At 69.7% G+C, this 25,518-nt stretch carries 20 protein-coding genes; 15 read left to right on the forward strand and 5 right to left on the reverse strand.

Annotated features, from left to right (window positions below):
* Positions 1-4 precede the first annotated feature (4 nt).
* From DEJ47_RS22145 to recQ, 14 genes are all read left to right on the forward strand, one after another.
* Positions 5-559, forward strand: coding sequence for a NuoB/complex I 20 kDa subunit family protein (locus DEJ47_RS22145; RefSeq protein ID WP_150170935.1), 555 nt, complete (start codon positions 5-7; stop codon positions 557-559).
* Positions 556-1,278, forward strand: a complete 723-nt coding sequence (locus tag DEJ47_RS22150) for an NADH-quinone oxidoreductase subunit C (RefSeq protein WP_150170937.1) — start codon at positions 556-558, stop codon at positions 1,276-1,278. Before DEJ47_RS22145 ends, DEJ47_RS22150 begins: the two co-directional genes overlap by 4 nt.
* The gene (locus DEJ47_RS22155) at positions 1,278-2,612 is read left to right on the forward strand and encodes an NADH-quinone oxidoreductase subunit D (RefSeq protein WP_150170939.1); all 1,335 of its coding nucleotides are present in this window, start codon (positions 1,278-1,280) and stop codon (positions 2,610-2,612) included. Before DEJ47_RS22150 ends, DEJ47_RS22155 begins: the two co-directional genes overlap by 1 nt.
* Positions 2,609-3,460 (forward strand): NADH-quinone oxidoreductase subunit NuoE, encoded by an 852-nt coding sequence (nuoE, locus tag DEJ47_RS22160; RefSeq protein WP_150170941.1) that lies wholly within the window; start codon positions 2,609-2,611, stop codon positions 3,458-3,460. Before DEJ47_RS22155 ends, nuoE begins: the two co-directional genes overlap by 4 nt.
* Positions 3,457-4,821, forward strand: coding sequence for an NADH-quinone oxidoreductase subunit NuoF (gene nuoF / locus DEJ47_RS22165; protein WP_190415500.1), 1,365 nt, complete (start codon positions 3,457-3,459; stop codon positions 4,819-4,821). Before nuoE ends, nuoF begins: the two co-directional genes overlap by 4 nt.
* Positions 4,818-7,331, forward strand: coding sequence for an NADH-quinone oxidoreductase subunit G (locus DEJ47_RS22170; RefSeq protein WP_150170945.1), 2,514 nt, complete (start codon positions 4,818-4,820; stop codon positions 7,329-7,331). Before nuoF ends, DEJ47_RS22170 begins: the two co-directional genes overlap by 4 nt.
* A 38-nt stretch (positions 7,332-7,369) precedes the next feature.
* On the forward strand, positions 7,370-8,707 hold the full coding sequence (gene nuoH, locus DEJ47_RS22175) for an NADH-quinone oxidoreductase subunit NuoH (protein ID WP_223828726.1): 1,338 nt from the start codon (positions 7,370-7,372) through the stop codon (positions 8,705-8,707).
* Positions 8,700-9,359 (forward strand): NADH-quinone oxidoreductase subunit NuoI, encoded by a 660-nt coding sequence (gene nuoI, locus DEJ47_RS22180; protein WP_150170947.1) that lies wholly within the window; start codon positions 8,700-8,702, stop codon positions 9,357-9,359. Before nuoH ends, nuoI begins: the two co-directional genes overlap by 8 nt.
* A complete protein-coding gene (locus DEJ47_RS22185; protein WP_150170949.1) occupies positions 9,356-10,195 on the forward strand; it encodes an NADH-quinone oxidoreductase subunit J in 840 nt (279 codons plus the stop codon). The genes nuoI and DEJ47_RS22185 overlap by 4 nt, the downstream gene beginning before the upstream one ends.
* On the forward strand, positions 10,192-10,491 hold the full coding sequence (gene nuoK / locus DEJ47_RS22190) for an NADH-quinone oxidoreductase subunit NuoK (RefSeq protein WP_003974374.1): 300 nt from the start codon (positions 10,192-10,194) through the stop codon (positions 10,489-10,491). The genes DEJ47_RS22185 and nuoK overlap by 4 nt, the downstream gene beginning before the upstream one ends.
* A gap of 14 nt (positions 10,492-10,505) precedes the next feature.
* Positions 10,506-12,452, forward strand: a complete 1,947-nt coding sequence (nuoL, locus tag DEJ47_RS22195) for an NADH-quinone oxidoreductase subunit L (protein WP_150170951.1) — start codon at positions 10,506-10,508, stop codon at positions 12,450-12,452.
* Positions 12,453-12,457: 5 nt separating this feature from the next.
* Positions 12,458-14,029 carry an NADH-quinone oxidoreductase subunit M gene (locus tag DEJ47_RS22200; RefSeq protein ID WP_150170964.1) on the forward strand — a complete coding sequence of 524 codons (1,572 nt, stop codon included), beginning with the start codon at positions 12,458-12,460 and terminating at the stop codon, positions 14,027-14,029.
* Positions 14,026-15,675, forward strand: coding sequence for an NADH-quinone oxidoreductase subunit NuoN (gene nuoN / locus DEJ47_RS22205; RefSeq protein WP_150170966.1), 1,650 nt, complete (start codon positions 14,026-14,028; stop codon positions 15,673-15,675). Before DEJ47_RS22200 ends, nuoN begins: the two co-directional genes overlap by 4 nt.
* A 176-nt stretch (positions 15,676-15,851) precedes the next feature.
* Entirely contained in the window at positions 15,852-17,891 is a 2,040-nt protein-coding gene (gene recQ, locus DEJ47_RS22210; protein WP_150170968.1) for a DNA helicase RecQ, read from the forward strand.
* 141 nt (positions 17,892-18,032) lie between these two features.
* On the opposite strand, the gene DEJ47_RS22215 is transcribed toward recQ, so the two are convergent.
* The 3 genes from DEJ47_RS22215 to fahA all read right to left on the reverse strand — a co-directional run bounded on the left by DEJ47_RS22215 (position 18,033) and on the right by fahA (position 20,675).
* Positions 18,033-18,425, reverse strand: coding sequence for a GntR family transcriptional regulator (locus DEJ47_RS22215; RefSeq protein ID WP_150170971.1), 393 nt, complete (start codon positions 18,423-18,425; stop codon positions 18,033-18,035).
* The gene (locus DEJ47_RS22220; RefSeq protein ID WP_223828453.1) at positions 18,422-19,069 is read right to left on the reverse strand and encodes a hypothetical protein; all 648 of its coding nucleotides are present in this window, start codon (positions 19,067-19,069) and stop codon (positions 18,422-18,424) included. Before DEJ47_RS22220 ends, DEJ47_RS22215 begins: the two co-directional genes overlap by 4 nt.
* Before the next feature lie 316 nt (positions 19,070-19,385).
* Positions 19,386-20,675 (reverse strand): fumarylacetoacetase, encoded by a 1,290-nt coding sequence (gene fahA, locus DEJ47_RS22225; protein ID WP_150170973.1) that lies wholly within the window; start codon positions 20,673-20,675, stop codon positions 19,386-19,388.
* A 320-nt stretch (positions 20,676-20,995) separates the two neighbouring features.
* On the opposite strand from fahA, the gene DEJ47_RS22230 reads away from it, so the two are divergent.
* The gene (locus DEJ47_RS22230; protein WP_150170975.1) at positions 20,996-21,805 is read left to right on the forward strand and encodes an HAD family hydrolase; all 810 of its coding nucleotides are present in this window, start codon (positions 20,996-20,998) and stop codon (positions 21,803-21,805) included.
* Between the two features lie 15 nt (positions 21,806-21,820).
* On the opposite strand, the gene DEJ47_RS22235 is transcribed toward DEJ47_RS22230, so the two are convergent.
* Positions 21,821-23,812, reverse strand: coding sequence for a CocE/NonD family hydrolase (locus tag DEJ47_RS22235; protein WP_150170977.1), 1,992 nt, complete (start codon positions 23,810-23,812; stop codon positions 21,821-21,823).
* Between the two features lie 28 nt (positions 23,813-23,840).
* Positions 23,841-25,355 (reverse strand): peptide MFS transporter, encoded by a 1,515-nt coding sequence (locus DEJ47_RS22240; protein WP_150170979.1) that lies wholly within the window; start codon positions 25,353-25,355, stop codon positions 23,841-23,843.
* Positions 25,356-25,518: the final 163 nt, after the last annotated feature.

Below are 25,518 nucleotides of genomic sequence, written 5' to 3' on the forward strand. Positions count from 1 at the left end.
GAGCATGGGAATCGAAGAGAAGCTGCCGAGCGGGTTTCTGCTGACCACCGTCGAGCAGGCCGCGGGCTGGATGCGGAAGTCGTCCGTCTTCCCCGCCACGTTCGGCCTCGCCTGCTGCGCCATCGAGATGATGACGACCGGTGCCGGGCGCTATGACATGGCGCGCTTCGGCATGGAGGTGTTCCGCGGCTCACCGCGCCAGGCCGACCTGATGATCGTGGCGGGCCGGGTGAGCCAGAAGATGGCGCCGGTGCTCCGCCAGGTCTACGACCAGATGCCCAACCCCAAGTGGGTCATCTCCATGGGTGTTTGCGCGTCATCGGGTGGAATGTTCAACAATTACGCCATTGTGCAGGGTGTCGACCATGTTGTCCCGGTCGACATCTATTTGCCCGGCTGCCCACCGCGCCCCGAGATGCTGTTGGACGCGATCCTCAAGCTCCACGAGAAGATCCAGAACACCAAGCTCGGCGTGAACGCGGAAGAAGCCGCCCGTGAGGCGGAGGAGGCGGCCCTCAAGGCGCTCCCCACCATCGAGATGAAGGGGCTGCTGCGGTGAGCGACGCGCACGACGAGCACCTGAACGGCAACGGCGTCCCCGCGCCGCGCGACGAGGCCGGCGAGGTCATCGGCGTACGCAAGGGCATGTTCGGCGCCAACAACGGCGGCGACACCTCCGGCTACGGCGGGCTCGTACGGACCATCACCCTGCCCGGCGCCTCCTCGCGGCCTTACGGAGGCTGGTTCGACGAAGTCGCGGACGAACTGGAAGGCGCCCTCGAAGAGCAGGGCCTCGTCCCGGAGAACGCGATCGAGAAGACGGTCGTCGACCGCGGCGAGCTCACCTTCCACATCGAACGCGAGCACCTCGTCCGCGTGGCAAGGACCCTGCGCGACGACCCGGCGCTGCGCTTCGAGCTCTGCACGGGCGTCAGCGGGGTGCACCTCCCCGGCGACAAGGGCCGCGAGCTGCACGCCGTCTACCACCTGCGCTCGATCACCCACAACCGGCTGATCCGGCTCGAAGTCGGCGTCCCCGAGGCCGATCCGCACGTGCCCTCACTGGTCGCGGTCTACCCGACCAACGACTGGCACGAGCGCGAGGCGTACGACTTCTTCGGCCTGATCTTCGACGGCCACCCGGCGCTCACGCGGATCATGATGCCGGACGACTGGCAGGGCTTCCCGCAGCGCAAGGACTACCCCCTCGGCGGCATCCCCGTCGAATACAAGGGCGCCCAGATCCCGGCTCCGGACCAGCGGAGGTCGTACAGCTGATGTCTGCCACTCAGGGAACTTCCCACGCTTCCCCCCGCGAGACGACCGAGGGGACCGTATATACGGTCACCGGCGGCGACTGGGACGAGGTCGTCCAGTCGGCGGCCAAGGCCGACGACGAGCGCATCATCGTCAACATGGGCCCCCAGCACCCGTCCACGCACGGCGTGCTCCGCCTCATCCTGGAGATCGAGGGCGAGACCGTCTCCGAAGCCCGTTGCGGCATCGGATACCTCCACACCGGCATCGAGAAGAACCTCGAATACCGCACGTGGACGCAGGGCACGACGTTCGTCACGCGCATGGACTACCTGACGCCGTTCTTCAACGAGACGGCGTACTGCCTCGGGGTCGAGAAGCTCCTCGGCATCGAGGACCAGATCCCGGACCGCGCCTCGGTCATCCGCGTGCTCCTCATGGAGCTCAACCGCCTCTCCTCGCACCTGGTGTGCATCGCCACCGGCGGCATGGAGCTCGGCGCCACAACGATCATGATCTACGGCTTCCGGGATCGTGAACTCGTTCTCGATGTCTTCGAACTCATCACGGGCCTGCGCATGAACCACGCGTACGTCCGTCCCGGCGGACTCGCCCAGGACCTGCCCCCCGGCACGGTCGACCAGCTCCGCGAGTTCGTGAAGACCATGAAGAAGAACATCCCGGAGTACGACAAGCTCGCCACCGGGAACCCCATCTTCAAGGCCCGCATGCAGGACGTCGGCTACCTCGACCTCACCGGCTGCATGGCCCTCGGCGCCACGGGCCCGGTCCTGCGCTCGGCGGGACTCCCGCACGACCTGCGCAAGTCCCAGCCCTACTGCGGCTACGAGAACTACGAGTTCGATGTCCCGACCGCCGACACCTGCGACTCCTACGGGCGCTTCCTGATCCGCCTGGAAGAGATGCGGCAGTCACTGCGCATCATCGAGCAGTGCATCGACCGGCTCGCCCCCGGGCCGGTCATGGTCGAGGACAAGAAGATCGCCTGGCCCGCCCAACTGGCCCTCGGGCCCGACGGACTCGGCAACTCGCTCGACCACATCAAGAAGATCATGGGCACCTCCATGGAGTCCCTCATCCACCACTTCAAGCTGGTGACCGAGGGCTTCCGGGTCCCGCCCGGCCAGACGTACACGGCGGTCGAGTCGCCCAAGGGTGAACTCGGCGTGCACATCGTCTCCGACGGCGGCACCCGCCCCTACCGGGTCCACTTCCGCGACCCGTCCTTCACCAACCTGCAGGCCATGGCGGCCATGTGCGAAGGCGGCCAGGTCGCCGACGTCATCGTCGCCGTCGCGTCCATCGACCCCGTGATGGGAGGCGTCGACCGGTGACCACCACTCCTTCGGAACAGGGCACGGGCGTCAGCCTGGGCATGCCCCAACTCCCCGCCCCCGACTACCCGGCCGACGTGCGGGCCCGCCTGGAGGTGGACGCCAAGGAGGTCATCGCCCGCTACCCCGGGTCCCGGTCCGCCCTCCTCCCGCTGCTGCACCTGGTGCAGTCGGAGGAAGGCCACGTCACCCGCACGGGCATGCGGTTCTGTGCCGAGATGCTGGGCCTGACCACCGCCGAGGTCACGGCCGTGGCGACCTTCTACACCATGTACCGGCGCAAGCCGTCCGGTGACTACCAGGTCGGTGTCTGCACCAACACGCTGTGCGCCGTCATGGGCGGCGACGCGATCTTCGACGAACTCAAGCAGCACCTCGGCGTCGGCAACGACGAGACGACCGAGGACGGCAAGATCACTCTTGAGCACATCGAGTGCAACGCCGCCTGCGACTTCGCCCCGGTGGTGATGGTCAACTGGGAGTTCTTCGACAACCAGACCCCCGAGTCCGCGAAGCAGCTCGTCGACGACCTGCGCGCGGGCGTACCGGTCGAGCCCACGCGCGGGGCGCCGCTCTGCACGTACAAGGAGACCGCCCGGATCCTGGCGGGCTTCCCCGACCAGCGCCCCGGTGCCGTCGAGGCGAGCGGCGGGGCCGGCCCCGCCTCACTCATCGGACTCCGTCTGGCCAAGGGCGAGGAGCCGCAGCCGCGCGTGGTCCACCCCCGCGCGGGAGGCCCCCAGGACGAGGCCCCCGCCGAGCACCTCAGCTCGCACGACGCACCGCAGGAGACCTCGGCGTCCGACCCGGCGCACCCGGCAGGGCCCGCCGCCGAGGAGGGGGAGTGATGACCTTGGCAGCCGAGATCGACCACGAGACCAGCCCCGAGAAGCTGCTCGCACCGGTCCTTTCCGCCTTCTGGGACGAGGAGAAGTCCTGGACGCTGGAGACCTACCGGCGGCACGAGGGGTACGAAGGCCTGCGCAAGGCGCTCGCCATGGCCCCGGACGACGTCATCGCGTACGTGAAGGACTCCGGCCTTCGGGGCAGGGGCGGCGCGGGATTCCCCACTGGAATGAAGTGGCAGTTCATTCCGCAGGGAGACGGCAAGCCGCACTATCTAGTTGTCAACGCCGACGAATCGGAGCCGGGAACCTGCAAGGACATCCCGCTCCTTTTCGCGAACCCGCATTCCCTCATCGAGGGGATCGTCATCGCGTGCCATGCGATCAGGTCGTCGCATGCCTTCATCTATCTGCGGGGCGAGGTCGTCCCCGTCCTGCGCAGGCTGCACGAGGCCGTCCGCGAGGCCTATGCGGCGGGCTACCTCGGGAAGAACGTGCTGGGCAGCGGACTCGATCTCGAACTCACCGTGCACGCGGGCGCGGGCGCGTACATCTGTGGTGAAGAGACCGCACTGCTCGACTCGCTCGAAGGCCGCCGCGGCCAACCGCGACTGCGTCCCCCCTTCCCTGCCGTCGCGGGCCTCTACGCGTGCCCCACTGTCGTCAACAACGTCGAGTCCATCGCGTCCGTTCCCGCGATCCTCAATCGGGGGAAAGACTGGTTCAAGTCGATGGGCAGCGAGAAGTCGCCGGGCTTCACGCTGTACTCGCTGAGCGGGCACGTCACCAACCCCGGACAGTACGAGGGGCCGCTCGGCATCACACTGCGCCAGCTCCTCGACATGAGCGGCGGCATGCGCGCCGGGCACCGCCTCAAGTTCTGGACGCCGGGCGGCTCCTCGACGCCGATGTTCACCGACGAGCACCTCGACGTCCCTCTCGACTACGAGGGCGTCGGCGCCGCCGGATCGATGCTCGGCACCAAGGCGCTGCAGTGCTTCGACGAGACCACGTGCGTCGTGCGGGCCGTGACCCGCTGGACCGAGTTCTACGCCCACGAGTCCTGCGGCAAGTGCACTCCCTGCCGTGAAGGAACGTACTGGCTCGTGCAGTTGCTCCGTGACATCGAGGCCGGCAAGGGCGCCATGTCCGACCTGGACAAGCTGAACGACATCGCCGACAACATCAACGGCAAGTCCTTCTGCGCCCTGGGCGACGGCGCGGCCTCGCCGATCTTCTCCTCCCTCAAGTACTTCCGTGCGGAGTACGAGCAGCACATCACCGGCAAGGGCTGCCCCTTCGACCCGGCCAAGTCGACTCTCTGGGCCGACCGGCCCGCTGAAAGCGCGCAGGTGAACGCATGACAGTGACCACCAACAACGCTCCCTCCGGGGGCGGGGAGGCGGCGGTTCCGCCCGAGGATCTCGTCTCGCTGACCATCGACGGCATCGAGATCAGCGTCCCCAAGGGGACGCTGGTGATCCGGGCGGCCGAGCTGCTCGGCATCGAGATCCCGCGGTTCTGCGACCACCCGCTGCTCGACCCGGCGGGTGCCTGCCGGCAGTGCATCGTCGAGGTGGAGGGCCAGCGCAAGCCGATGGCGTCCTGCACCATCACCTGCACCGACGGCATGGTCGTGAAGTCGCAGCTGACCTCGCCCGTCGCGGAGAAGGCGCAGCGCGGCGTGATGGAGCTGCTGCTCATCAACCACCCGCTGGACTGCCCCGTCTGCGACAAGGGCGGCGAGTGCCCGCTGCAGAACCAGGCGATGCAGGTCGGCGACTCGGACACCCGCTTCGAAGGCAAGAAGCGGACGTTCCAGAAGCCGGTGCCGATCTCCACCCAGGTGCTGCTCGACCGCGAGCGATGCGTGCTCTGCGCGCGCTGCACCCGCTTCAGCAACCAGATCGCGGGCGACCCGATGATCGAGCTCATCGAGCGCGGTGCCCTCCAGCAGGTCGGCACCGGCGAGGGCGACCCCTTCGAGTCGTACTTCTCCGGGAACACCATCCAGATCTGTCCGGTCGGAGCGCTGACCTCGGCGGCGTATCGCTTCCGCTCCCGCCCGTTCGACCTGGTGTCGTCGCCCTCGGTGTGCGAGCACTGCTCGGGCGGCTGCGCCACGCGTACGGACCACCGGCGCGGCAAGGTCATGCGGCGGCTCGCCGCGGACGACCCCGAGGTCAACGAAGAGTGGATGTGCGACAAGGGACGCTTCGGCTTCCGTTACGCGCAGCGCCCCGACCGGCTCACCACGCCCCTGGTGCGGAACTCCTCGACGGGTGAGCTGGAGCCGGCGAGCTGGCCCGAGGCCCTGGAGATCGCGGCCAACGGTCTCGCCGCCGCACGCGGCCGGGCCGGGGTCCTCGTCGGCGGCCGCCTCACCGTGGAGGACGCCTACGCGTACAGCAAGTACGCGCGCGTGGCGCTCGACACGAACGACATCGACTTCCGTGCGCGCGTGCACAGCAGCGAGGAGGCCGACTTCCTCGCGGCGCGGGTGGCGGGCCGGGGCCGGGACCTCGACGGGACCGGCGTCACGTACGCCCTCCTGGAGAAGGCGCCCGCCGTCCTGCTCGCCGGATTCGAGGCCGAGGAGGAGGCGCCCGGCGTCTTCCTGAGGCTGCGCAAGGCCTGGCGCAAGCACGGTCAGCGCACCTTCTCCCTCGCCCCGTACGCGACCCGTGGCCTGGAGAAGGCGGGTGGCACGCTGCTGCCCGCGGCGCCGGGCACCGAGACCGAGTGGCTGGACGCGCTCGCCGCGGGCGTCGGCCTGGAGGCTCCCGGCACCGAGGCGTCCGAGGCGCTGCGCGCCGAGGGCGCGGTCATCGTCGTCGGTGAGCGGCTCGCGGCCGTGCCCGGCGGACTCACCGCCGCGGTGCGGGCCGCCTCGGCGACCGGCGCCCGGCTGGTGTGGATTCCGCGCAGGGCCGGGGAGCGCGCCGCCGTCGAGGTGGGCGCCCTGCCGTCACTGCTGCCCGGCGGGCGCCCGGCCACCGACCCGCGCGCGCGGGACGAGGTCGCGGCCGCCTGGGGCGTCGCCGAACTCCCGCACCGCTACGGCCGTGACACCGGCCAGATCATCGAGGCCGCCGCGACCGGCGAGCTCGGTGCCCTTCTGGTGGCGGGTGTCGAGGTCGCCGACCTGCCGGACCCGGCACGCACGCGTGCGGCGCTCGACGAGGTCGGCTTCCTGGTCTCCCTGGAGCTGAGGCCCAGCGAGGTGACGGACCGGGCCGATGTGGTCCTGCCCGTCGCCGCCGTCGCGGAGAAGCCGGGCACCTTCCTCAACTGGGAGGGCAGGGCGCGGATGTTCGACGCCGCGCTGAAGCCGGACCAGATGACGCGCAGGCTGGCGCCCACCGACGCGCGCGTGCTGCACATGCTCGCCGACGCGGGTGACATCCACCTGGGCCTGCCCGACCTGCTGACCCTCCGCCGCGAGCTGGACCGGCTCGGCGGCTGGGACGGGCCGCACGCCTCGAACCCCTTGGAGACCGGCACCCAGCCGCCGCGGCCCGCCGTCGGCGAAGCCGTCCTCTCGGGGCACAGGCTGCTGCTCGACCAGGGCCGCCTCCAGGACGGCGACGAGGCCCTCGCCGGTACGCGGCACGCCGCCCACGCGCGCGTGTCCGCGGCCACCGCGGCGGAAGCGGGCGTGAAGGACGGCGATCTCCTGTCGGTCTCCGGACCGGCGGGAGCGACCGAACTCCCGCTGCAGATCACGGAGATGCCCGACCGCGTGGTCTGGCTGCCGCTGAACTCGACCGGGGGAGGCGTCACGTCGGACACCGGCGCCCGTCCCGGTGACCTCGTCCGCATCGGCCCGGCGGTCCTGCCGGAGCCCACTGAGGCCCCGGAGGTGACGTCGTGACGCACACCCTGGTGCCGCTTGCGGCGGAAGACCTGTCCATGTTCGGCCGCGACCCCTGGTGGCTGGTCGCCTTCAAGGCGGTCTTCTGCTTCGCGTTCCTGATGGTGACGGTTCTCCTCGCCATCGTCTGGGAGCGCAAGGTCGTCGCCTGGATGCAGCTGCGCATCGGCCCCAACCGGAACGGCCCCTGGGGTCTGCTGCAGTCCCTCGCGGACGGCGTCAAGCTGATGCTCAAGGAAGACGTGATCGTCAAGCGCGCGGACAAGGTGGTCTACATCCTTGCCCCGGTCATCGCTGCGATCCCGGCCTTCATGGCGATCGCGGTGATCCCGTTCGGGCCAGCGGGCAACGAGGTCTCGATCTTCGGCCATCGCACCACGATGCAGCTCACGGACCTGCCGATCGCGATGCTCTACATCCTCGCGGTCGCCTCGGTCGGCATCTACGGCATCGTGCTCGCGGGCTGGAGCTCCGGATCGACGTACCCGCTCCTCGGCGGCCTGCGCTCCTGCGCGCAGATGATCTCGTACGAGATCGCGATGGGCGCGGCCTTCGCCTCCGTCTTCCTCTACTCCGGGTCGATGTCGACGTCGGCGATCGTCGAGGCGCAGGCGGACCGCTGGTACGTCCTGCTGCTTCCCGTCTCCTTCATCATCTACATCGTCACGATGATCGGCGAGACGAACCGCGCGCCGTTCGACATGCCGGAGTCCGAGGGCGACCTCGTCGGCGGCTTCAACACCGAGTACTCGTCCATCAAGTTCGCGATGTTCATGCTCGCCGAGTACATCAACATGGTCACCGTCTCGGCGGTGTCGGCCACGCTCTTCCTGGGCGGCTGGCGGGCGCCGTATCCGATCAGCACGTTCTGGGAGGGCGCGAACCACGGCTGGTGGCCGATGCTCTGGTTCGTGATCAAGGTCCAGCTGCTGCTGTTCTTCTTCATCTGGCTGCGCGGCTCGCTGCCCCGCGTCCGCTACGACCAGCTGATGAAGCTCGGCTGGAAGGTCCTGATCCCGGTCTCCGTCGTCTGGCTCATGCTGGTCGCCACGGTCAGGGCGATGCGGAACGAGGACTACGAATTCACCTCGATCGCGCTCTATGTCGGCGGCGGGGTCATCGCGCTGCTGCTGCTCTCCGTCGTCGTCGACATCTTCCGCGACAGGCGCGAGAAGGAAGCCGCCGCCGAGGAGGAGAAGCCGGTCGCCTTCGACCCCATGGCCGGCGGATTCCCCGTGCCGCCGCTGCCCGGCCAGAGCCTGCCACCCGTCCCGCGCCGACGCTCGCGCCAGGAGCGGGAGCTGATTGTCAGTGGTGGACCGGATACTCAAAGTGACGGAACCCGAAGTGACGGAAAGGAGGCGTCCGATGGCTGAGTCGAACCAGGAGTCGCACGAGTCGAACCAATCGAACCAGGGGTTCCAGAACCCTGTCGCGGGCTTCGGCGTGACCTTCAAGGCCATGTTCAAGAAGCGGCTGACCGAGCAGTATCCCGAGCAGCAGAAGACCACTGCTCCCCGCTTCCACGGCAGGCACCAGCTGAACCGCCATCCGGACGGCCTGGAGAAGTGCGTCGGCTGTGAGCTCTGCGCCTGGGCCTGTCCCGCGGACGCCATCTATGTGGAGGGCGCGGACAACACGGACGAGGAGAGGTACTCGCCCGGTGAGCGGTACGGCCGCGTCTACCAGATCAACTACGCCCGCTGCATCCTGTGCGGCCTGTGCATCGAGGCGTGCCCCACGCGCGCGTTGACGATGACGAACGAGTTCGAGCTGGCCGACAGCAGCCGCGAGAACCTCATCTACACCAAGGAGCAGCTGCTCGCCGGCCTCGAAGAGGGCATGGTCGACTCGCCGCACGCGATCTTCCCCGGCACGGACGAGCAGGACTACTACCGCGGCCTGGTCACCGAGGCCGCGCCCGGCACCGTGCCGCAGGTCGCCGTCTCCAAGGGCGAGACGCCGCAAGAGGCGGCCGCGGACTTCGGAGACGGCGAGCCCGCCTCGGAGAAGGTGGTCGGCCGATGACGCAGCTCGCCGCCTACTCGACCTCGACCGGCGAGGCCTTCCAGTTCTGGGTGCTCGGCACGGTCGCGGTGATCGGCGCCCTGTGCACCATCCTCATGAGGAAGGCCGTGCACAGCGCGCTCTGCCTGGCCGGGACCATGATCATCCTCGCGGTGTTCTACCTGGCCAACGGCGCGTACTTCCTGGGCATCGTCCAGATCGTCGTCTACACCGGCGCGATCATGATGCTCTTCCTCTTCGTCGTCATGCTCGTCGGCGTCACCGCGGCGGACTCCCTGAAGGAGACCATCAAGGGGCAGCGCTGGCTGGCGCTCCTGTGTGGGCTCGGCTTCGCGGTGTTGCTCTTCGCGGGCATCGGGAACGCCTCCATGAAGGAGTTCAACGGCCTCGGCAAGGCGAACGCCGGCGGAAACGTGGAGGGCCTCGCGGGGCTCATCTTCACCAAGTACGTCTTCGCCTTCGAGATCACCGGCGCCCTGCTCATCACGGCGACGGTCGGCGCGATGGTGCTGACCCACCGCGAGCGCACGGAGCGCGCCCAGACTCAGCGCGAGCTGTCCGAGCAGCGCGTGCGCGAGGGCAAGCACCTGCCGCCGCTGCCCGCCCCTGGTGTGTACGCGCGGCACAACGCCGTGGACATCGCGGGCCTGCTCCCCGACGGCACCCCGTCGGAGCTCACGGTCAACAAGACGTTGCGTGACCGCGGCCAGATCCGCGACGTGTCGAACGAGGCGCTGGACGACCTGCGGGCGCTCGAACAGCGCTCCACCGACCGTCTGGAGCGGCCCGACGTGCGGAGCGGCGACATCGGGCGGACCGAGGAGGCGTCGAAGTGAACCCCGTCAACTACCTGTACCTCGCCGCCCTGTTGTTCACGATCGGTGCGACCGGCGTGCTCATCAGGCGGAACGCGATCGTGGTGTTCATGTGCATCGAGCTCATGCTCAACGCCTGCAACCTCGCGTTCGTGGCGTTCTCCCGGATGCACGGCAACCTCGACGGCCAGATCATCGCGTTCTTCACGATGGTCGTCGCCGCCGCGGAGGTCGTGGTCGGGCTCGCGATCATCGTGTCGCTGTTCCGTTCCCGCCACTCGGCCTCGGTCGACGACGCCAGCCTGATGAAGCTCTGAGGGGTCGCTGAATCGTGGAGAACTTGATTGCGCTGCTCGTCGCGGCGCCTCTGCTCGGAGCGGCCGTACTGCTGTGCGGCGGGCGGGCACTGGACCGCGCGGGCCACTGGCTCGGCACGCTGCTCGCGGCCGCCTCCTTCGTCATCGCCGTGGTGCTTTTCTCGGACATGCTCGGCAAGGGCGCCGAGGACCGCTCCCTGTCGCAGCACCTGTTCAGCTGGATCCCCGTCGAGGGCTTCCAGGCGGACGTCGCCTTCCAGCTCGACCAGCTGTCGATGACGTTCGTCCTGCTGATCTCCGGTGTGGGCACCCTGATCCACATCTACTCGATCGGGTACATGGAGCACGACGAGCGGCGCCGCCGCTTCTTCGGCTACCTGAACCTGTTCCTCGCGGCGATGCTCCTCCTGGTCCTCGCCGACAACTACCTGCTCCTGTACGTCGGCTGGGAGGGCGTGGGCCTCGCCTCGTACCTCCTGATCGGCTTCTGGCAGCACAAGCCCAGCGCGGCCACCGCCGCGAAGAAGGCCTTCCTGGTCAACCGGGTCGGCGACGTGGGCCTGTCCATCGCCATCATGCTGATGTTCACCACCTTCGGGACGTTCGCCTTCGGGCCCGTCCTGGAGGCCACGGGTGACACGTCGGAGGGCAAGCTCACCGCCATCGGCCTGATGCTGCTGCTCGCCGCGTGCGGCAAGTCCGCACAGGTGCCGCTGCAGTCCTGGCTCGGCGACGCGATGGAGGGCCCGACCCCGGTCTCGGCCCTGATCCACGCCGCGACGATGGTGACCGCCGGTGTCTACCTGATCGTCCGCTCCGGCGCGATCTTCAACGGGGCACCGGACGCGCAGCTCGTCGTCACCGTCGTCGGAGCGGTCACGCTCCTGTTCGGTGCGATCGTCGGTTGCGCGAAGGACGACATCAAGAAGGCCCTCGCCGGCTCGACGATGTCCCAGATCGGGTACATGATCCTGGCCGCGGGCCTCGGCCCCATCGGCTACGTCTTCGCGATCATGCACCTGGTGACGCACGGCTTCTTCAAGGCCGGGCTCTTCCTCGGCGCCGGTTCGGTCATGCACGGCATGAACGACGAGGTCGACATGAGGAAGTACGGCGGCCTGAGGAAGTACATGCCGGTCACCTTCGCCACCTTCGGCCTCGGCTACCTCGCGATCATCGGTTTCCCCGGTCTGTCCGGCTTCTTCTCCAAGGACAAGATCATCGAGGCGGCGTTCGCCAAGGGCGGCACGGAGGGCTGGATCCTCGGCTCGGTGGCGCTCCTGGGCGCGGCCATCACCGCGTACTACATGACGCGCGTGATGATCATGACCTTCTTCGGAGAGGAGCGCTGGCGTAACCGGCCCACGGCCTCCCCGGCCCAGCCGGACGTCGAGCCCGCCGCCGAGACACGGGGCGCGCACGACGAGCCGCACCCGCACGAGTCCCCGAAGTCCATGACGATCCCGATGATCGTGCTCGCCTTCGGTTCGGTGTTCGCGGGTGGCTTCTTCAGCATCGGCGACCGCTTCACGCACTGGCTCGAGCCGGTCACCCAGCACGACCACGGCGACTCGCCGCTGAGCGCGGCCACGGTCACGGGCGCCACCATGGTGGTCCTCGTCATCGGCGTCGCCCTCGCCTACGTGCAGTACGGGCGCAGGCCCGTCCCGGTCACGGCCCCGCGCGGCTCGGTGCTCACCCGTGCCGCCCGCCGCGACCTCCTCCAGGACGACTTCAACCACGTCGTCCTGGTGCGCGGCGGCGAGCACCTCACGCGGTCCCTGGTCTACGTGGACCACACCCTGGTCGACGGCGTCGTCAACGGCACGGCGGCCTCGGTCGGCGGCCTCTCCGGGCGGCTGCGCAAACTGCAGAACGGCTACGCCCGCTCCTACGCGGTCTCGATGTTCGGCGGCGCTGCGGTGCTCATCGCCGCGACCCTGCTGATGAGGGCGGTCTGATACCGATGTCCTTTCCCCTGCTGACAGCGACGGCGGTCCTGCCCGCGGTCGGCGCGATCGCCACGGCAGCCGTCCCGGCCGCCCGGCGGACCGCCGCCAAGTGGCTCGCCCTGCTCGTCTCGCTCGCCACGCTCGGTCTCGCGCTGACCGTGCTCGTACGGTTCGACCCCGACGGCGACCGCTATCAACTGACCGAATCGCACGCCTGGATCAGTGAGTTCGGGGTGCGCTACGAGCTCGGGGTCGACGGCATCGCCGTCGCGCTCCTCGCGCTCACCGCGCTCCTGATCCCCTTCATCATCCTGGCGGGCTGGCACGACGCCGACCCCCTGGAGACGAAGTCGTCCCGCTGGCGCCCGACCCAGGGCTTCTTCGCCCTGATCCTGGCCGTCGAAGCGATGGTGATCATCTCCTTCGAGGCGACGGACGTCTTCCTCTTCTACATCTTCTTCGAAGCCATGCTCATCCCGATGTACTTCCTCATCGGCGGCTTCGGTGACCGCGCCCACGCGGGCACGGACGAGAACGCCTCGGCGCAGCGCTCGTACGCGGCCGTGAAGTTCCTCCTGTACAACCTCGTCGGCGGCCTCATCATGCTGGCCGCCGTGATCGGGCTCTACGTAGTGGCGGGAAACTTCTCCCTCCAGGAGATCTCCGCCGCGCGCGCGGACGGCTCGCTCGACATGGCGACCAACACGGAGCGGCTGCTCTTCCTCGGCTTCTTCTTCGCCTTCGCGGTGAAGGCGCCGCTGTGGCCGCTGCACACCTGGCTGCCGAACGCGATGGGGGAGTCCACCGCCCCGGTCGCCGTCCTGATCACCGCGGTCGTGGACAAGGTCGGCACGTTCGCGATGCTGCGGTTCTGCCTCGGCCTCTTCCCGGAGGCGAGCGACTGGGCGACGCCGGTCGTCCTCGTCCTCGCGCTGATCAGCATCATCTACGGAGCGCTGCTCGCGGTCGGCCAGCGCGACATCAAGCGCCTGGTGGCGTACGCGTCGATCTCGCACTTCGGCTTCATCATCCTCGGCATCTTCGCGATGACCTCGCAGGGCCAGTCCGGCGCGACGCTCTACATGGTCAACCACGGCATCTCGACCGCCGCGCTGATGCTGGTCGCCGGCTTCCTGATCTCGCGGCGCGGCTCGCGTCTGATCGCCGACTACGGAGGGGTGCAGAAGGTCGCACCGGTGCTCGCCGGTACCTTCCTGATCGGCGGCCTGGCCACGCTCTCGCTGCCCGGCCTCGCACCGTTCGTCAGCGAATTCCTGGTCCTCGTCGGCGCGTTCGCGCGCTATCCGGTGGTCGGGATCATCGCGACCGTCGGCATCGTGCTGGCCGCGCTGTACACGCTCGTCCTCTACCAGCGGACGATGACGGGGCCCGTGAAGGCGGAGGTCTCGGCCATGCCCGACCTGCGGGTGCGTGAACTGGTCGTCGTCGCCCCGCTGATCGCCCTCCTGATCGGCCTGGGCGTCTACCCGAAGCCGCTCACCGATCTGGTGAACCCGGCGGTCGAGCACACGATGTCCGACGTACAGAAGAAAGACCCCAAGCCCGATGTGGAGGCGGCCAAGTGAGCGCAACAGCCGTCCACAGCCTGTGGACAACGGCGGCCGACCCGATCGACAAGATCGACGCGCCCACCATCGAGTACGGGCAGCTGTCGCCGGTGCTGATCGTCATCGGCGCGGCCGTCATCGGAGTGCTCATCGAGGCCTTCGTCCCGCGCAAGTCCCGTTACTACGCCCAGCTGTTCCTCTCCGTGGTCTCCCTGGCCGCCGCCTTCGCCGCGGTCGTCGGGCTCGCGGCCCGCGGCTTCGGGACCACCAAGGCGCAGATCGCCGCGATGGGTGCCATCGCCGTCGACGGACCAGCCCTCTTCCTCCAGGGCACGATCCTGCTCACCGGAATCGTCGCGATCTTCACCTTCGCGGAGCGGCGTCTCGACCCGGTGGCGCACGGCAACCGCGTCGACTCGTTCGTGGCGCAGGCCGGGTCCGTCCCGGGCAGTGAGGGCGAACAGGCCGCCACCAAAGCCGGTTTCGCCACCACCGAGGTGTTCCCGCTGGCGCTCTTCGCCATCGGCGGCATGCTCGTCTTCCCGGCGGCCAACGACCTCCTGACGCTCTTCATCGCACTGGAAGTCTTCTCCCTGCCGCTGTACCTGCTGTGCGCCCTCGCCCGCCGCAAGCGCCTCATGTCGCAGGAATCCGCCGTCAAGTACTTCCTGCTCGGCGCGTTCGCATCGGCGTTCACGCTCTTCGGCATCGCGCTCCTCTACGGATACGCGGGCTCCGTGTCGTACGCGACGGTCGCGGACGTCGTCGAGGGCAACGTCAAGACCGTGGACCCTGCGCTCGCCGACACCATGGGCAACGACGCGCTGCTCCTCATCGGCGTCGCGATGGTGGTGATGGGGCTGCTCTTCAAGGTGGGCGCGGTGCCGTTCCACATGTGGACCCCGGACGTGTACCAGGGCGCCCCGACACCGGTCACCGGCTTCATGGCGGCGGCGACGAAGGTGGCCGCCTTCGGTGCCCTCCTGCGCCTCCTCTACGTGGTCCTTCCCGGGCTGCGCTGGGATTGGCGGCCGGTCATGTGGGGTGTCGCGGTCATCACGATGCTGGGCGGCGCGATCATCGCGATCACGCAGACCGACATCAAGCGGCTCCTCGCGTATTCGTCCGTCGCACACGCGGGTTTCATCCTCGCCGGTGTCATCGCCACCACCCCGGACGGCATCTCCTCCGTCCTCTTCTACCTGGGTGCCTACTCCTTCGTGACCATCGGCGCCTTCGCGGTCGTCACGCTGGTGCGGGACGCGGGCGGCGAGGCGACGCACCTCTCCAAGTGGGCGGGGCTCGGCCGCAGGTCCCCGCTGGTGGCAGCGGTCTTCGCGGTCTTCCTCCTCGCCTTCGCCGGCATTCCGCTGACCTCCGGGTTCGCCGGGAAGTTCGCGGTCTTCAAGGCGGCGGCGGAGGGCGGCGCGGGCCCGCTGGTCGTGGTCGGTGTGCTGTCGTCGGCGATCGCCGCGTTCTTCTACATCCGCGTGATCGTGCTGATGTTCTTCAGCGAGCCGAAGGCGGACGGCCCCACGGTCGCCGTGCCCTCGCCGCTGACGATGACGGCGATCGGCGTGGGCGTCGCGGTGACGCTCGTGCTCGGTGTGGCCCCGCAGTACTTCCTGGACCTGGCGAACCAGGCGGGAGTCTTCGTCCGCTAGCCACGGTCCTTCGTCTGCACGCTGCCGCCCGGCATCCCGAGAAGGGGTGCCGGGCGGCGGCCTGTGGATAACTGTCCGGGGTGTCGGTGGGGAGCCCTATCGTGGAGGCAGTGGTCGAGGTAGTGGCCGAGGCAGGAAGCACGGCGGGGGACAGGGCGATGGATGGGACTCAAGGCATGAGCGAGGTGACGGCGCCGACAGTGGCGCCGGGCGCGGCGACCGGCACCGTGACGGAGAGCGACGCGCTGCGCACGCTCCACCGCGTCTTCGGGTACGACGCCTTCCGCGGCGAGCAGGAATCGATCATCGACCACGTGGTGGCCGGCGGGGACGCCGTCGTCCTCATGCCGACCGGCGGCGGCAAATCCCTCTGCTACCAGATCCCGGCCCTGGTCAGGCCCGGCACCGGCGTCGTGATCTCCCCGCTCATCGCGCTGATGCAGGACCAGGTGGACGCGCTGCGGGCGCTCGGTGTGCGGGCCGGGTTCATCAACTCCACGCAGGACTTCGACGAGCGGCGCGTGATGGAGGCGGAGTTCCTCGCGGGCGAACTCGACGTGCTCTATCTGGCACCGGAGCGGCTGCGCCTGGACGCGACTCTGGACCTCCTCGGGCGGGCCAAGATCTCGGTCTTCGCCATCGACGAGGCGCACTGCGTCGCCCAGTGGGGCCACGACTTCCGCCCCGACTACCTCGCCCTCTCCCTCCTCGGGGAGCGCTGGCCGGACGTGCCGCGGATCGCCCTGACCGCGACGGCCACCGACGCCACGCACCGGGAGATCACGCACCGGCTCGGCATGCCCGACGCCCGGCACTTCGTGGCGAGCTTCGACCGGCCCAACATCCAGTACCGCATCGTGCCGAAGGCCGAGCCGAAGAAGCAGCTCCTCGCCTTCCTGAAGGAGGAGCACGCCGGCGACGCCGGGATCGTCTACTGCCTTTCGCGCAATTCGGTGGAGAAAACCGCCGAGTTCCTCTGCAAGAACGGCATCGAGGCCGTCCCGTACCACGCGGGTCTGGACGGCGGCACGCGCGCCGCGCACCAGTCCCGCTTCCTGCGGGAGGACGGCCTCGTCGTCTGCGCGACGATCGCCTTCGGCATGGGCATCGACAAGCCCGACGTTCGCTTCGTCGCCCACCTCGACCTGCCCAAGTCGGTTGAGGGGTATTACCAGGAGACGGGCCGCGCGGGCCGCGACGGACTGCCGTCGACGGCCTGGATGGCGTATGGCCTCCAGGACGTCGTGCAGCAGCGGAAGCTCATCCAGGGCGGCGAGGGAGACGAGGCGTTCCGGCGCCGCGCCTCCTCCCATCTGGACTCGATGCTGGCGCTCTGCGAGACCGCCCAGTGCCGCCGCGCGCAGCTCCTGACCTACTTCGGCCAGGAGGCGGGCGCGGAGTCCTGCGGCAACTGCGACACCTGCCTGACCCCGCCCGAGACGTGGGACGGCACGGTGGCGGCGCAGAAGGTCCTCTCCACGGTCGTGCGCCTGCAGCGTGAGCGGGGCCAGAAGTTCGGTGCGGGCCAGATCATCGACATCCTCCTCGGCAAGAAGACCGCGAAGGTCATCCAGTTCGACCACGACCAGCTCTCGGTCTTCGGCATCGGCGAGGAGCTGGCGGAGGCCGAGTGGCGTGGCGTCATCCGCCAGCTGCTTGCCCAGGGCCTGATCGCGGTCGAGGGGGAGTACGGCACGCTGGTGCTCACGGACACGAGCGGCTCCGTCCTCGGCCGTGAGCGCGAGGTGCGCCTGCGGAAGGAGCCGAAGCGGGCACCGGCGGCGCGGGCGGCCAAGAGTGACCGCAAGGCGAAGTCGGCGGCGGCGGTCGCCGAGCTCCCCCAGGAAGCGGTCCCCCTGTTCGAGGCACTGCGCGCCTGGCGCGCGGCCCAGGCAAAGGAACAGGGAGTCCCGGCGTACGTGATCTTCCACGACGCCACGCTCCGAGAGATCGCCACATTGCGTCCCACGTCCGTGGGGGACCTGGCGGGCATCAGCGGAGTCGGCGAGAAGAAGCGGGCGACGTACGGGGATGGCGTGGTCGGAGTTGTCGCCGAGTTCTTGGGCGGGGCGGCTGCGGCGGCCGGGGCGGTTGCGACAGACGGGGCGCCTGCGGCGGGCAGGGCGGTTGCGACGAGTGGGGCGCCTGCCATGCCGGAGGCACCGCTCAGTGATGAGGAGGAGCCGGACTGGGGGGCCGAGGAGCCGGACTGGTAGGCGCCCCCTGCCTACGAAGATCACGTGGGTGCGGCGGTCTCTGGGGCGGCGCTCATCGGCGCTTCCACAGGGCGGAGTTTCGCGGGTCGGAGCGGCGTATCGGTCGGGAACCACCGAGGCGTGCACGTACGTGTGATGGGATCACGCGTGGTCCAGCGCCTCCCTCACCGCCCGCAAGGCCGCCGCGTCGTCCGCCCCGAGGGAGCGGGCTTCGGCTACGAACTGTGCCGCCAGCACGGCGAGTTGCCCGGGGTCAGGAGTGGCCGTGCCCGCCGGAAGCGGGGCGACCCTCGTGCCGGCGCCGCGGCGCGTGTGGATGAGGGAGGCCGCTTCCAGCGCGCGGTAGGAGCGGGCCACCGTTCCTGCTGCCAGGCCCAGGTCGGCGGCGAGTTGGCGGACGGGTGGGAGGCGTTCACCCTCGGCGAGGCGGCCCGTGGTGATGAGGGCGGCGAGTTGCGCCCGGATCTGTTCGTAGGGCGGGACGGGGCTCGTGGTGTCGACCCGGACGGCGGGGCCTCTGGCCGGGCCCGTCATCGGCGGCCCGCCCGGGGAGCGACGATCGTGGTCAGGGACCACGCCATCGTGGATGCCGCGGACAGGGCCACGGGGACGAGTATCCAGGCCGACCCGGACGCGCCCATGCAGTCGAGGCCCAGAAGCGAGCCTGCGGCGAAGGTCGTCGTTCCCAGCAGGGGAGTGGAGACCAGCAGCCCCCAGGCCGCGGTGATCGCGAGCGCCCGGTCACGGCGTGGCTGTTCCTCCGAGGGGCGGCGGGCTATCCGGCGCAGGGACCACGCGCACGCGGCTGTGCCGAGGGCGAGCGAGGCCAGGACCGGGCCTCCGTAGAAGAGGCCGGGCCAGGGGCCGACGGTCTGGGTCATGCCCTGGCAGGTGGCGGACAGGGTGCGTCCGGCTCGGCCCTGGTCGTCGGGCGAGGCCATGACGGCGGCCGTGACGACGAGGGCGATGAGGGCCAGCGCCTGTGCGACGAGCAGGTGTGTTGTCCGGCGCGGTACGTAGTCCCTGACTCTGCGCGGGGTGAGGCCGGCGCTGCGGATCGGGCCGCGGGGCGGAGGTGTGAGGGCGTCGCCGAGCAGTACTCCGGCGACGGCGCAGAGGCCGAACGCCGGTATGGCGTACAGGATCCCGATGCCCAGGCCGTCGTCGCGGGACGCCACCGCCCAGGCCGCGGCGGCACCTGCGGCGAGGCCGGCCCACCGGGCGTACAGATCTACGCGGGCGCGCGCGGCTTCCTCTGGCGGGAGAGGAGGGGCAGGCGAGGGGGATGAGGGAGGTGAGAGCGCTGACGCGGTACGGGTCGTGGCGGTACTCGTGTCGGTGTCGGTGTGCTGCATGGTGAACCCCCGAGTGATCGGTGCCGGGTGGTCGGGCCCGGACCTGTACTCAGCGCCCGTTTGTATCAAGCGCTGAGTACAAGTTCACCTCACTCGGAGTTTTGTGTCAAGTGTTTGGTACAAGCTCGTGGAGTGGGGGTCAGCGCGCTGCCGCGATCCGGCCCGTCACCTCGCCCAGTCCGACCTTCGTGCCGTTCGGGCCCGGTGCCCAAGCCGAGAGCGTGACCACGTCGCCGTCCTCCAGGAAAGTCCGCTTGCCGTCCGGAAGTTCGAGGGGGTCGCGACCGTTCCAGGTCATCTCGATCAGCGAGCCGAACTGGCCGGGCTCGGGGCCGCTGACCGTGCCCGAGCCGTACAGGTCGCCGGTGCGCAACGAGGCGCCGTTGACCGTCATGTGCGCGAGCTGCTGCGCGGCCGTCCAGTACACCGTGGAGAACGGCGGTTCCGAGATGACCTGGCCGTTCAGGGTGACGGTCATGCGCAGGTCATAGCCGCCCGGCTCGTCCGCCGCGGACTCCGCGGAGTCGTCCAGGTAGGGCAGGAGCTGGTGCGTGCGCTCGGGGGGTGCGATCCGCGCCGAGTCCAGTGCTTCCAGCGGGGTGATCCATGCCGACACCGACGTGGCGAACGACTTGCCGAGGAACGGGCCGAGCGGCACGTACTCCCATGCCTGGATGTCGCGTGCGGACCAATCGTTGAGGAGGGTCAGTCCGAAGACGTGCTCCCGGAAGTCCGCGAGGGGGACGGCGGTGCCCTGCTCCGATGAGGCGCCGACGACGAACCCGACCTCCGCCTCGATGTCGAGCCGGACGGACGGGCCGAAGACGGGGACCGGGTCCGCGGGTGACTTGCGCTGGCCCGTCGGGCGGACGACGTCCGTGCCGGACACCACGACCGTGCCGGACCGGCCGTGGTAACCGATGGGCAGGTGCTTCCAGTTGGGCGTCAGCGGTGACGGCGCGTCCGGCCGGAACATCTGCCCCAGGTTGGAGGCGTGGTGCTCGGAGGCGTAGAAGTCGACGTAGTCCGCGACCTCGAAGGGCAGGTGCAGGGTCACGTCGGAGAGGGGGTGCAGCAGGGGGCGTACGGCCTCACGGTGGGCGGGCACCGTCACCCATGCCGTCAGTGCGCGCCGCACGTCGGACCAGGCCCTGCGGCCTGCGGCGAGGAGCGGGTTCAGCGTGGTCCGGGCGAGGAGTGAGACGTAGGGGGAGCCGAGCGCGGCGGCCGCGGCGCCCGCGTCCAGGACGTACGAGCCGAGCCGTACCCCCACCCTGCGTCGGCCGTCCGCCTCCCCGGCCAGGGAGAACACGCCGTAGGGAAGGTTGTGGGGGCCGAAGGGGTCGCCCTCGGGAAGTCCGAAGGGATCGCCTCCGGGAAGGTCGGCGGAGTCACCGGCGGCGGGGTCGAGCGGGGTCTGCTCGGACATGCGTACCTGCCTCGCTTTCCATAGGGATGTGCCACACGTTACGTGTGGATACCCCAGTTGCGGCAGTGTCTAAAGAGTCAGCAATGTGCGGATAAGACCCGCTGAACCCTTCGATTCCACCTCGTGTGCGGCGCACTTGGCGCTCGCATATGACTACCCGGCACGGGCGGCGCGGCATAGTCGGAACGAGGCATGCCGGAATGTAATCCTCCACTTTTCGGTGAACCGGCGGGCACCGGATACGGTCCGGGCTCACCCGCCCGTATGCGCACCTTGCCAAGCAGCTTCCGGCCGGGCCCAGGATCCGTATTCTCTGGATCATGTCCGCCTCCCTCGCATATGCACTCATCGCCACTGACCTGGACGGGACGCTGCTGCGCGGCGACGACACGGTCTCGGACCGGTCGCGGCGGGCGCTGGCCGCCGCCGGCGGGGCGGGCGCCCGGCACCTCGTGGTGACAGGCCGTCCGGCCCCACGCGTGCGGCCGCTCTTCGACGCACTCGGGTACGACGGCCTGGCCGTGTGCGGTCAAGGAGCCCAGCTGTACGACGCGGGCGCGCACCGGATGGAGTGGTCGGTGACGCTCGACCGCGAGCTCGCCGAAGTCGCGCTCGGAAAGATCGAGGCAGAGGTCGGGCAGGTCCACGCGGCCGTGGACCAGGACGGCGTGGAGGGCCTCACGCTCATCGAGCCGGGGTACGAGATGCCGCACCCCACGCTGCCCGCGGTGCGGGTGCCTGGGCGGGACGTGCTGTGGGAGGAGCCCATCAGCAAGGTGCTGCTGCGCCATCCGACGCTGGCCGACGACGAGTTGGCGGCGGTGGCGCGGGGCGCGGCGGGCTCGCTGGCGTCGGTGACCATGTCAGGGCCGGGCACGGTGGAGCTCCAGCCGTGCGGGGTGACCAAGGCGACCGGGCTCGCGCTGGCCGCCGAGCGGCTCGGACTGACGGCCGCCGACACGATCGCCTTCGGGGACATGCCCAACGACATCCCCATGTTCCTGTGGGCCGCGCACGGCGTGGCCATGGCCAATGCCCACGGGGAACTGAAATCGGTGGCCGATGAGTTGACCCTCTCGAACGAGGACGACGGCATCGCCGTCGTCCTCGAACGTCTCATGGGGTTCTGACGTCTTACGAAGGCTCTAGCCGGCCGTCCGCCGGATCCGCTTCTCCCAGGTGCGGTGAAAGACGATCTCGTCACCGTCCTTGCACACCACCTCGTTCGACGTGATGAAGTCCGCCGCGTCGCAGGTGATCTCCGAACGTGTCTCCACGCGCGTGTCCCAGCCGAGGTCGGGCCGGTGCAGTCGGATCGTCCAGTCCGAGCGGGTGCGGGCGCTCAGCGGGTCGCCCTCCTGGATCGTGTACGTCTCCAGGGCGTCCTCGGTGAACTCCAGCCCATCGGGGTACACGCGCGTGCCGCCGTACCGCGGGTCGACCTCGAGCCGCCACTCGCCCTTGGCGACATCGCGTACGACCAGGCGCTCGGGCCGCTGCTCGTCCAGGGTCGCCGGATACACCACGCCCAGCGGCTCCGACTGCTCGGCGGGTGCGAAGGTGATCGACGGGTCCAAGTCGCCGTCTCGAACCGGAAGTTCCAGGGTGCTGCCGACGGGCTCCAGGGTGAAGCCCACCGAGTCGGCCTGCGGCCAGATCCAGGGCCAGTAGGCCGAGGACACGGCGAGCCGGATGCGGTGGCCCGGCGGGAAGGTGTGGCCGATGCCGTTCAGCTCGAACGTGACGTCCTCGGTGGCGCCGAGGGGCCAGGCGTCCGCGCGGTCCCTGCCGTTCCGTGCGGAGAGGTTCAGGACACCCCGGGTGACGAGGGTGGACGAGCCGTCCGGCGCGACGTCACAGAGTCGTGCGACGGCCTGGCCGTACGGCACGTCCATCCGCAGCCGCAGGGTCACCTTGGGGCGCCCCAGGATGCGTACCCGCGCGGGCACCTCGAACTCGAAGCACGCCGACTTCGCGTCCTCGTCCCGCTGGTCCGGCGGCAGGTCCGCGTCGTTGCCGAAGGGGAAGTAGCGGCCCGCGTCCAGGCCCGTGTGCTGGGGGGAGGCGACGACTACGGGGGTGCCCTGGAGGGCGTACGGGACGGGGGTGACGTTCGGGGACGGCCAGGAGGGGTCGCCCACCCAGCCGCCGGACAGCTCCCGGTAGACCGTCGCCGGCGGGTGGGAATCGCTGATCCAGGAGCGCAGCTTCGGCTCGGCCATCACTCCGGAGTCGATGCCTTTGAGGTGGTGGTCCCACCAGCGCAGGGTCTCCTGGAGGAAACCGATGGAGGGTCCCGGGGGCAGCCCGCGGTCCGGGTACTGGTGCGACCAGGGACCGATGAGGCCGCGCACCCTGTCGTCGGGGAGGTGCTCGACGAGGCGCAGGACTGTGTCGCGGTACGGGTCGTGCCAGCCGCCCACCGCGAGGACCGCGGCGCCGATCGCGGAGTAGTCCTCGCAGACGCTGCCGTGCCGCCAGTAGTCGTCCCGGGTCTGGTGGTCCAGCCAGGTGTGGATGAAGGGCTCCACGGCCGCGAGGCGCGTCAGCCACATGTCGCGCCAGGCGTCGCCCACGAAGTGCGGGTCCGGCGGACGCGAGACGAAGGCCAGCATGGTCGCCGCCCACGCGTGCATGTCCACCGCGAGAACGGACCCGCCCATGTAGTGCACGTCGTTGTCGTAGCGGTCGTCGGCCGAACAGACCGTGACGATCGCCTTGAGCGGCTCGGGGGCGAGCGCCGCGATCTGCAGGGAGTTGAAACCGCCCCAGGAGATGCCGAACATGCCGACCTTGCCGGTCGACCACTCCTGGGCGGCCAGCCAGTTCACCACCTCCACGCCGTCGGCCAGCTCCTGCGCCGAGTACTCGTCGGTGGGCAGGCCCTCGCTGTTGCCGTGCCCGCGGACGTCGACCCGCACGGAGGCGTAGCCGTGGCCCGCGTACCAGGGGTGCCGCTGCCAGTCCCGCGGCGCCGTCCAGTCGCTGAGTCGGTACGGGAGGTACTCGAGGAGCACGGGCACGGGTTCGTCGGTCACGGGGCGCCACACGCGCGCGTAGAGCGTGGTCCCGTCGGCGAGGGGTACGCGGAAGTCCTCGCGGGTCGTCTCGTACGGGTAGGAGTCGCGGATCTGCATGAGTGGAACCTCAGTGGACGGGGTGTCCTCAGTGGACGGGGTGCATGGTGCGGCGCAGCCACGGCGCCAGGGCGATCACGGCGATGCCCGCGACCACGGCGACGGCGCCGTTCACGCCGAAGTACGCGGGATGGGAGACCTCTCCGTAGACCTTCACGACCTGCGCCTGGATGCCGTTGGCGAGCGCGAGGGAGAGGAACCACAGCGCCATGGTCTGGCTGGCGAAGGCCTTGGGGGCGAGCTTCGTCGTCGCCGACATCCCGGACGTCTCCAGGAGGACGTCGCCGAGCCCGAGCAGCAGGTACGAGCCGACGATCCACCAGGCCGCCATCTTGTACGTGTCGTCGGCGTGCCCCGAGGTGGGCAGCACCATGAGGAGGAACGACAGGCCGCCCAGGATCACGCCGAACGCGATCTTGTTGGACGCGTGCGGCTGGCGGGGTCCCATCCGCGCCCAGACGGCGGCGACGACCGGCGCGAGGGCCACCTCGAAGGCGCCGAGCGCGGACGCGTACCAGCTGGCGGGGAAGTGGTATCCGAGGATCGATGTCTCCGCGTTCGACGCGGCGAGGAGCATCATCGTCGAGTACGCCTGGAAGAGGATGAAGTTGAAGACCACGGAGGCGGCGAAGAGGACTACGTAGGGGCGCAGTCTGCGCCGTTCGTCACCCGTGACGCGCGGGCTGCGGAACATCACCGCGAAGTAGATGACCGGCGCGATCACCGAGATGAGGGTGAGCAGGTCGACGAAGCGGTCCATGGTCAGCCAGCCCACGGCGGCGAGCAGCCCCGCGAGGGCGGCGGCCACGAGGCAGCCGGCGACGATCATGAGGACGGCCCGGCGCATCGCGTCCCTGGGGAGCGCGAACTCGGCGGAGGCCTTCCGTCCGGCGAGGTGGCGCCGTCCCAGGACGTACTGGACGAGACCGAAGGTCATGCCGATCGCGGCCGCCGAGAAGCCCCAGTGCCAGCCCTTGTGGTCGCCGAGCCAGCCGGTGATCAGCGGGCCCGCGAAGGCGCCCACGTTGATCGCCATGTAGTACAGCGCGAAGCCGGCGTCGCGCCGCTGGTCCTCGGTGCGGTAGAGCTTGCCGACCATGGAGGCGACGTTCGGCTTGAGCAATCCGGTGCCCGCGCTGATGAGGCCGAGGCCCACCCAGGTCATCGTCGCCGTCGGCACGGCCATCGAGTAGTGCCCGCAGGCGATGAGGACGCCGCCCCACAGCACCGCCCGGTACGAGCCGAGGATGCGGTCGGCGAGCCAGCCGCCGGCCACGGAGACGAGGTAGACCAGAGTGCCGTACGCCGCTGATACCGACGCGGCCGTCCCGGCATCCATCCCCATGCCGTCGTTCGTGACGGCGTCGGCGAAGTAGAGGACCAGGATGGCCTGCATGCCGAGGAACGAGAAACGCTCCCAGACCTCCAGGCCCGAGAGCGTGAGCAGGCCGCGCGGCTGCCCGAAGAAGGCGTGGTCGTCGCCCGGCGCTGGGTCACCGGGCGGCTCGGCAGGCGGCTCGTACTCGGCCGTAGTACGGGACAAAGGGGGCTGCTCCCGATCGTTACGGTGGTTGTGGTGCGGGACGGGCTTGTCGGTCGTATGGGCTGATCAAGAACATACCGGTGACCTTCGGCCACCGCGCGGGCTGGTCTGCCGAGCGGGCCGCGGAGGCCGGTGCACCGTGCCGACCTGGGCCGCGACGTGC

The sequence above is a fragment of the Streptomyces venezuelae genome (assembly GCF_008642355.1).
In the GTDB taxonomy this organism is placed as follows: domain Bacteria; phylum Actinomycetota; class Actinomycetes; order Streptomycetales; family Streptomycetaceae; genus Streptomyces; species Streptomyces venezuelae_B.